Consider the following 9,100-nt stretch of genomic DNA (forward strand, 5'->3'; position numbering starts at 1 on the left):
CGAACGAGCACGATCCGTAGAGACTCCGGCCCAGCCCAGCCCGGCCCAGCCCAGCCCTCCCCATTTCCTCAGCGGAGGGCACCGCGAGACCTCATCTCCGGCTTGCGTCTGACGGCGGGGCCGGATAGAGCGGAACCGCCCCCTCTCCCCCAGCGCTTCCTCCTGGCTCCGGCAGCGCGACAGCAGGCGAAGCAAAGAAGGCCGAGGCAGGTAGAGAGAAAGCGGCATCCAGCACAGTAAGAACGGCGCCGAGGGCGATGGCATTGCCCTGCAGGGCGCTCGGTAGAATCTGCGTGCCTTTCCAGGCGGCAGGCAGACTGACCGTCGCGGCCACCCGACGCAGCGGCGTCAGCAACAGCTCACCGGCACGCGCCACTCCGCCATCCAACACAATGACTGCGGGATTGAGCAGGTTCACCAGGCCAGCCAGCGCCAAACCGAGACGCTCACCGGCACGCTCGATGGCGGCGATGCTGGCAGCGTCTCCCTGGCGGGCCGCCTCGATCACCTCGGCAATATCCACGGCTCCAGTCGCCGCGCGGGCCGCCAGCGCTGGCTCAGGCAGGGTCGCCTCTTGATCTCCCATCGCCAGCTTGCGTCGCAGCGACTCCCCACGACAGGCATCGGCGACGATGGCGCGCGCCCCCGCCAATGTCTCCAGGCAGCCGCGATTGCCGCAGACGCAGGGCGGACCGTTCTCATCGATACTCAGGTGGCCCAGCTCTCCAGCGCTGCCCGTATGGCCGCGATAGATGCGTCCATCAATGATCAGGCCTCCACCGATGCCTGTGCCAACCTTGATGTAGGCCATCTGGCCCACACCGCGCCCGGCACCACAGCGGCTCTCGCCGAGCGCCCCCATGTTTGCATCATTATCGATATACAGGGGACAGGGAAACTCAGCCTGCAGCCGCTGCCAGAGATCGAGATTATCCCAGCCGGGCATGTGCGGCGGCGAGCTGAGCCGGCGCAGGTCCGGCGAGAGTGGCCCCGGAATGCCCAGTCCGATGCCAAGCAGCGATTGCCAGCCAACCCCTTGCTCTTCGAGAAAACGCCGCACCTCAGCCACCAGGAGCGCCAGACACTCCTCCGGCCCACGCTCGGTATCGAAAGGCAGCGAGCGCTGGGCCAGAACCTCGGGGGCCAGATTGGTCAGGATCATCGTCACATGAGTACGGCCCACATCGAGACCAAGAATGCGGCCCGCGTCCGTATTAAAATGCACGAGAATGGCACGCCGGCCTCCGCGCGGCGTAGCGTCGAGCAGATGCCCCTCGCGCAGCAGTCCCTCCCGCAGCAGAGCATCGACAATGCTGCTCACGGTCGTGCGCGACAGCCCAAGACGCTGCGCCAACATGACGCGCGCCAGCGGCCCATGCTCGCGAATATAGTTGAGCACCAGCAGGCGATTGAATTGACGAATGCGATGCAGATCAGCTCCGCGCAGCGCCGGCGCACCAGCTCCCTCCTCCAGGCGACCCTCCCGGGCGCGCATGTCTGCCAACAGTGAATGAATAGCTCGCTCCACAGATATGTCCTTCTTGTCAGCGCCTTCCTTGCCCTTGCTCCCTTCCCCCGCTCGCCCGCTTCCACCACTGGCAGCCATAAGCAAGCAGGGGCCTCCATGCTATGATGGTGAGGATTGTAGCACCCACTATCTTAGTTTGTCAAGCGTCGCAACTAAGCCGGACCGGCGCCCGAGAGAAGCGGGGAGATCCTGGCGCCAGTGGAGGCCAGGATCTCCCCAGAGGGGAGCTGACAGAGACAGGAGCTTTAGCTCAGCGCATAGGCAAAGAGATGCAGGTGGCCCTGGTTGACCGTTGCAGGCAGAGTAATGCTGGCCACGGTCTTTCCGGCCTCCAGAGCAATCGGGGCGCTGGCAAAGAGGTAGGTCTCGACCTCCTGCGGCGTTCCCGAGCCACTATTGCGATAGGGCATCTGGGCGGCCACCACATTGCCATAGGCGGGTGAGCTAGCGCCGGCGTTGAGCGTCCAATCGCTGAAGCCAAGTTGGGCCGTCTGTGTGCTCCCATCGGTATAGGTGATGGTCACCGTGCCAACCGACGGGCCGTTGGTCGCGCTGCCCAGGAAGGTCAGCCGGGTCGCACCGGTCTTGGGCGGGACCTGGATAGTCTGGCCGGAGCACTGGACATTATCCTGCGTTTCAACCGGGACGTTGGGCCAGGTGTAACTGACGCCGTCGACGGTGACCGTGGCGCCGGGTGTATAGCCCAGGCCGGCCAGGAGCTGGGCCGAGTAGCTGAAGTGCGAGCCATCGAAGTCAGCGATGGTTGGCGTATTATCGTTCGAGATGCCAATGTTATTGACCAGCGGCAGCAGGCTGCCTGTGGGTGCCACCAGCACCGGCAAGGTGACGGTGGGTAGCGTCGAGCCGTCGGCGGTCTGCACGCTGAAAGTGATGGTGGCATAGCCCTCCGGCTGATTGGAGGCCGCACTGATGGTCAGCGCCTGGCTGGCAGAGCCATAGGTCGGCACGTTGAAACTCCCCGTGGCCGGCGAGAGGCTCAGGCCGGCAGAGGAGGGGTGAGCGCTCCAGCTGACGCTCTGCGTCTTCCCCAGCAGGTCACGAGCGACCAGGCTGACCTGTGTGCTGGCCCCCGGGGCGAGACTGGCCCGTGCAGGTGAGAAGCTGATGCGGGCCTCCATCTGGCCGGTGGCATAGGAAGGCGGAGCATCAGCAGGATCGCTGCCCCAGGCGGCATTGGGCGCTGTATCTAGCACAAAGTCGAGGGTGCCCCCCTGGGCGATGAAGGAGGGCGGCAACCAGGGCCGTGTTGTAGTCTGACCATTGACGCGCAGACTCTGGACATAGGGTGCGTTCGCGGCAGCCTGCGGGGCATTGATCTGGATCACCTGGCCGCTGGGGCGCGTCACTTTGATGCTTGGGAAGAGGGGGCTGGCCAGCACCAGATCGGCGGTGCCGGGGACGATGGGGAAGAAGCCCAGGGCAGCAAAGACGTACCAGGAGGACATTTCTCCGAGATCGTCGTTGCCGGCCAGGCCGCCCGGACCGGGCGCGTAGAGCGTGTTGACCACCTGGCGTACGACCTGCTGCGTCTTGTAGGGAGCGCCGGCGTAGTCATACTCCCAGGGCGTTTCAAGCGTCGGCTCATTGCCCAGGAAGGCGTAGGGCTGGTCTGGGCCGGCGTTGAGCTGGGTGAAGAAGGTGTCCAGACGCGGTAGCACTTTAGCATTGCCGCCGAGGGCGTCGAAGAGGCCGCGCAGGTTGAAGGGCACCATCCAGTTATACTGCGCTCCGTTGCCCTCGACCCAACCCGCCTGACTGGCTGGATCGTAGGCGGTGGGAAAGGAGCCATCGGCGTTGCGCGGCTCCAGGTAGCCGTCGGCAGGATTGAGCAGGTTCTCCCAGTCCTGAGCGCGAGCCATGAACTTCTGCGCATTGGCCTGATCGCCCAGGGCCTGAGCGAAGGCCCCAATGGCGAAATCGGCGCTGTCGTATTCGAGCTGCGTCGCCGCCGGGCCATAGAAGTTGCAGCAGCCATAGCCGCCGTCCTGGGGCAGATAGCCCAGCTCTTCCAGGTAGCGCAGGCCAGGACGAATGTTGTTCGGCTGCGTGGCCTCCTGCATCATGGCCGCCAGGGCGGCCTGCGTATCGAAGTCGCGGGCCCCGAAGGCGTAGGCGCCAGCGATGATCGGGTCAGCAGGATCACCAACCATCACATAGGTCTCGCCATTGGCCAGGCTCCACTTGGGCAACTGGCCGCTTTGCTGGTAAGCCAGCACCATTGACTGAATGATGTCGCTGGTCTCCTGGGGGGCCAGCAAGGCCAGCAGCTGGATCTCCGAACGGTAGATGTCCCAGCCTGAGTAGTTCGCATAAAAAGCATGGCCGCGCGGCAGCGTGTGAACCTGGCCGTCGAAGCCGATGTACTGCCCGTTGATGTCCGAAAAGACGTTGGGCTGCAGCAGGACATGGTAGAGCGCGGTGTAGAAGGTGGTGAGCTGGGTGGAGGTGCCGCCGCTGACCTGAATCTCGCCCAGCCAACGGTTCCAGGTCGCCTGAGCCTGCTGGAGCACCTGGTCGAAATTGCCATCGGGGTCTTCGCTGTCGACGTTGAGACGCGCATTGTCACTACTGACGAAGGAGAGGCCGACACGCACAGTGACCACGTTGTCGCGTGCCGTGTCAAAGGTGACAAAGGCGCCGGAGCCAGGGCCGGAGACGGTGACATCCGGGTGCTGATGGGCCGCCTGGACAAGGGCGGGCGTGGGCCTGGCCCCACGCGCTAACTGGGCCTGGGCCGCTTGGACCTTGCTAACCTGGGAAGCCACTTGACTGCCACCGCGCGCGCTGCGGCTGCCCGTGCTGACGGCGTTGTTATGCCAGGTACCGATGCTGGCGAAGGGCTGGCTGAAGCTGGCCCAGAAGTAGAGGCGATAGACGTCGCTGGCTCCGCAGAAATGGCCGCTGCTAACCCAGCCCGAGATGGTGTGGCTCACTGGATCGATGGTGACCTCGGCGTCAAAGGCCCCGTTGGCCGAGCCGGAAACGTTGACCAGCATGGTCGCTGTCTGCCCGCGCGGATAGGTGAAGCGGCCAATGCCGCTGTGCTGGGTAACGCTCAGCTCCACTTTGACGCCGCTGTCGAGGGTGACGGCATAGTAGCCGGCCCTGGCCTGCTCGTTGCTATGGGAGAAGGTAGCGATGTAGCGCATGGGGTCAGCCGCCGGCGAGTCGCTGACCGTGCCAAGGTAGGGCATGAATGGAATATCACCATAGGCGCTACAGCCAGCGCCGCTGAGATGAGTCAGACTGAAGCCGCGCAAGCGGTTGTCATTGTACCAATAGCCACCTGGGACATAGCTGACGGTGTCGGGACTCCACTGCACCATGCCGAAGGGGAGGTCGGCCCCGGGAAAGGTGTCGCCGCCGCCGAAGGGCGCCCCTTGCTGGATACCAGTCCCCGTGAAGGGATCAACCAGGCTTGCCAGGTCGGTCGTCTGTGCCGGGGCCGCCAGCCGCTGTGCTGCCAGTGCTGGCCTCATTAAACCGGTCAACGGGATGACGAGTAGTATGGTCAAGATGACGATGGGAAAGAGCCAGGATCTCGCGCTCGTGACGTACTTCATCATGACATTCTCCTCATCTCATTCGTCGAGCGGCAGCCATGTCATGCTTCGGCAGGCCGCCGACCAGGCACAATGCTCCACCTGACTGGCTGCGCTGCCCTTCCGGGCACGGTTACAGCGCTGTGGCCCAACAGTAGAGAGCGGGCATCGTGAGCCGCGCGCTGCCGCAACGACGGAGCAGCGATTGCTCAGGCAATGCTTCGAACCTGGTCAACGGTGGCGAAAGGCTGTCTCCAGGCCACGCTCCCCCAGCTGGCCCAGACGACATGGCAGCGGTTGTTTGCAGGAAGGGCACCTCGCCAGCCAGGTCTGTCGCTGAGGCCGTTTCTTCCCCGGCTGGCGCTTCCCGAGTTAATTGGTACATTTGACTATCTTACTCCCACAGGAGTAATGATACACTGCCCCTGTAAGATAGTCAAGTGTACCAACCAACTGCAGCGCTTGCGGCGCAGCATGGACAGCTGCCGCGCAGAGAAGCGCAAGCGCAAGGAGTTATCGTCTGACTCCCCCTTTTCTTGCGTGTCGGCAGTATCAGCTCCAGCCCAAGCCGGGGCGAGAGCGTTTCCTGCTTGCTCATCTTGCCCCTATTCAAGAGCCACAGCCCTCGATTATCATGTTAGGAGGATGAAGAGCAGAGAGCGACGTCCGGCAGGCTGGTAAAGGCGCACACGACTAAAAAGAAAAAGGCGGACTGGCCGATCGGGGAGCGCTCTCAGCATTGCAGCATTGCAGGTCTGTCAGGGCAACAGTTACGAGGGAGTCTGGTATGGGTTTGCTTATTCGTCCAACATCAACGCCGGTCCAGGCTGAGGAGCCGCAGGCCCGGTTAGCCGTTACCCCTGCCTCGGCTGGCTGGCAGTATGTATCGTTCATGGTTTACCATCTGCGTGCAGGCCAGCGCCTCAGTGGGGCAGCCGAGGGCCAGGAGGCCCTGGTGATGATTCTGACGGGCGTAGGCGAAGCCTGGCTGAACGGCCAGGCGCTGGGGGAAGTGGGCGAGCGCCTGAGCGTCTTTGACGACCGCTCACCCTACGCCCTTTATCTCTCTGTCGATGGGCATTACGAGATCATCTGTCGCTCCGAGGAGATGGAGATCGCCGTTGCCGCGGCGCCTGCAACCGAGCAGCATCTGCCGGCGCGTCTGATCGGGCCTGCCGATATCAGCCTGGAGATTCGCGGCGCTGGGCAGACCGAGCGCCGTATTCGTCATATTCTGGACACCGACCAGGAGGCTGAGCGTCTGATCGCCGTCGAGGTGATCACTCCGGGCGGCAACTGGTCATCGTTTCCGCCCCACAAGCACGATAGTGAGAATCCGCCGCACGAGTCCTATCTTGAGGAGACCTACTATCACCACATCCAGCCGGCGGACGGTTTTGCCATTCAGCGTGTCTACACCTACGACGGGCTGGACGAGACCATGACAGTACACGACGGCGAGCTGGTGCTGGTGCCGCGCGGCTACCATACAGTGGCAGCGGTGCCAGGCTGTGACCTGTACTATCTCAACGTCATGGCCGGGCCGCGTCGCGCCTGGCAGTACCAGGTCGATGCAGCTTTCCGGCGTCTGCTGCCGCCCTCTGGCTCGATCACGGGCACTGTGCTGCGCCCGGGTTCGGGGACCTCGGTCCCAAGCCGTTGAGGTCGGCCTCAGCGGGTCAGGCGACCAGATACCAGGCTGGGCTGAGGCCAGCGTGGAAAGCGGAAAAGGAAGAGCAAGCGACAGCAAAGGATGCCACGATGGGAGCAACGACAGCATTACTCGGAATCGACCTGGGCACGAGTGCCGTCAAAGCGGTCATCCTCGACCTGGAGGGGCATCTGCTGGGCGAGGGTCGGGCCGAGTACGCCCTGTTGACGCGGCGGCCAGGCTGGGCCGAGAGCATCCCCGCCGACTGGTGGCGCGCTACCCGGCTGGCTGTGCGCGAGGCGCGCGAGCGAGCGCCGCAGTGCCAGATCGTGGGTGTGGGCCTGGCTGGCCAGATGCACGGCGTTGTCATGGTGGCAGCCGATGGGCAGCCAACGCGTGCCGCCATGCTCTGGCCCGACCGTCGCGCTGAGAAGACCCTCGCCCGATTCCGCGCTCTGCCCGGCTTCCTGCGGCAGCGCCTGGCCAACCCGCTCGTGCCGGGCATGGCCGGTCCCCTACTCTGCTGGCTTGCCGAGCATGAGCCAGCTTGCTACGCTCGTTCCGCGCGGGCGCTCTCACCCAAAGACTGGCTGCGTCTGCGTCTGACGGCGCGTCGCTCGACGATAGAGATGACCAGCAGCCTGGTAACGGAAGCTAGCGATGCCTCGGCGACGCTGCTCTACGACCTGCCGGCTGATCGCTGGGCCGAGGAGGTCATTACCGCCCTGGGCCTGCGCTCCGACCTGCTGCCTCCGCTGCTTCCTTCGGCGGCTCAGGCCGGTACGCTCTCTTCAGAGGCGGCGGCGGCCTTGGAGCTGCCCAGCGGCCTCCCGGTCGCCACTGGAGCCGCTGATGTGGCCGCTGCTTTGCTTGGTGCGGGGGTCCTGGCGCCGGGAACGCTCTTGCTGAGTCTGGGCACGGGGGCGCAGCTCGTGCTGCTCTGCGAGGCGCCGCAGCCTGATCCTACCCTGCGCACCCACCTCTATCGCGCTGCCGACGGACGTCACTGGTACCGGATGGCAGCAGTCCAGAATGCCGGGCTGGTCCTCGACTGGCTGCGGCGCCAATTGCACGCGGAGTGGTCAGAGGTCTACGCCAGCCTGGAGCAGGTTCCGCCAGGGGCCGACGGCCTGACCTTTCTGCCCACGCTGACACCCGAGCGCCCCCACTATAACGGGCCACAGACAGGGGCCTTTGTGGGGCTGCGCCTGGAGCACAGTCGCGCTCATCTGCTGCGCGCTGCCCTGGAGGGCGTAGCCTGCGGTATCCGTCTGGCCCTGGAGAGCCTTCCCGGGGCCGGGGAGGTCGGCAGCCTCCTGGTTGCCGGCGGCGGCAGCCTGCACCCGGCCTGGCGCCAGCTGCTCGCCGATCTCCTGGGTCGCCCTCTGCTGTCGCTGGAGGCGGCAGAGACTACCGCTCGTGGGGCGGCTCTCCTGGGTGGCCTGGCCGCCGGCGTCTGGAGCGAGAGCCAGGAGCTGGTACGGCTGGCTCCGGCCCGCAGTGTGGTCACGACCCCAGGCGAGCAGCAGACCCGCTGCGCGGCGCTCTATACACGCTACCTGGAGCTCCTGACGCGCGGGCGTGAAACGGGCACGCCCGTGGGGCCATGACTGGCCTGGCCAGGTTCGGGCGAGCTTATTCAGATCAGGCCGGCTTGCGTCCCCAGGCTGCCACGGCCACCACCAGGCCGCGGAAATCATCGGCCTGCATCTCGGCCAGGGCTTGCTGGGCCAGACGCTCTAGCTCTTCTGCGCTGGCCAGGCCCATGTGGACCAGGAAGGGGCGCGAGACCTCTAGCAAAATCATGACGTCCTTGAAAAAGCTGTAGTGAGCCGGCGAGTCGCTGGACCAGTCCAGGGCGCTGGCGCGCAGACGCACCTGCTCGAAGCCAGCCTGGCGCAGGAAAGGTGCCAGTTGTGGGGTGATGCCAATATGGCGCCCGTCCGGGGAAAAGCTCTGGCCGGCGCGTTTGAGGGCCTGAAAGCTTAAAGCAAAAAAGCGCTCGGTCGCCTCGCTATTGGTCAGCGGCCCCTCGGTGTCCGTGAGGCAGAGAACGCCGCCAGGTTTGAGCAGGCGCCAGCACTCTTTGAGTAGCTCAGGCCAGGCCGCTGGCAGCATGAAGCTGCTTAGCAGGCGACCGTTGATGACATCAAAGGAGGCGTCGGGGAAAGACATCGGCTTCATGACATCCATGACCAGGAAGCTGGCGTTCTCCAGACGCCGTGACTGGGCTTGGGCGCGCGCGTATTCGATCATGCTCGCGCTGATATCGACGCCGATGAAATCAACCTGGGGATAGAGAAAAGCCCCCTCCAGGACCCAACCCCCAGGTCCACAGGCCAGGTCGAGGACATGCCC

Annotated in this window: 5 protein-coding genes; 2 read left to right on the forward strand and 3 right to left on the reverse strand. The window is 64.7% G+C overall.

Annotated features, from left to right (window positions below; all coding sequences use genetic code 11):
* Positions 1-91: 91 nt before the first annotated feature.
* On the reverse strand, positions 92-1,528 hold the full coding sequence (locus IRZ31_RS17730; protein WP_297156083.1) for an ROK family transcriptional regulator: 1,437 nt from the start codon (positions 1,526-1,528) through the stop codon (positions 92-94).
* Positions 1,529-1,773: 245 nt separating this feature from the next.
* Positions 1,774-5,115, reverse strand: coding sequence for a lectin (locus IRZ31_RS17735; protein ID WP_297156085.1), 3,342 nt, complete (start codon positions 5,113-5,115; stop codon positions 1,774-1,776).
* A 763-nt stretch (positions 5,116-5,878) separates the two neighbouring features.
* On the opposite strand from IRZ31_RS17735, the gene iolB reads away from it, so the two are divergent.
* Both iolB and IRZ31_RS17745 read left to right on the forward strand, forming a co-directional pair.
* Positions 5,879-6,754, forward strand: a complete 876-nt coding sequence (iolB, locus tag IRZ31_RS17740; protein WP_297156087.1) for a 5-deoxy-glucuronate isomerase — start codon at positions 5,879-5,881, stop codon at positions 6,752-6,754.
* 98 nt (positions 6,755-6,852) lie between these two features.
* Entirely contained in the window at positions 6,853-8,352 is a 1,500-nt protein-coding gene (locus IRZ31_RS17745) for an FGGY family carbohydrate kinase (protein ID WP_297156089.1), read from the forward strand.
* A 34-nt stretch (positions 8,353-8,386) separates the two neighbouring features.
* Here the strand turns inward: IRZ31_RS17745 and IRZ31_RS17750 are convergent.
* Positions 8,387-9,100, reverse strand: a 714-nt coding sequence (locus tag IRZ31_RS17750) for a class I SAM-dependent methyltransferase (protein WP_297156091.1), incomplete at its 5' end; no start/stop codon positions are given.

Source organism: Thermogemmatispora sp., assembly GCF_019683635.1.
GTDB lineage: Bacteria > Chloroflexota > Ktedonobacteria > Ktedonobacterales > Ktedonobacteraceae > Thermogemmatispora.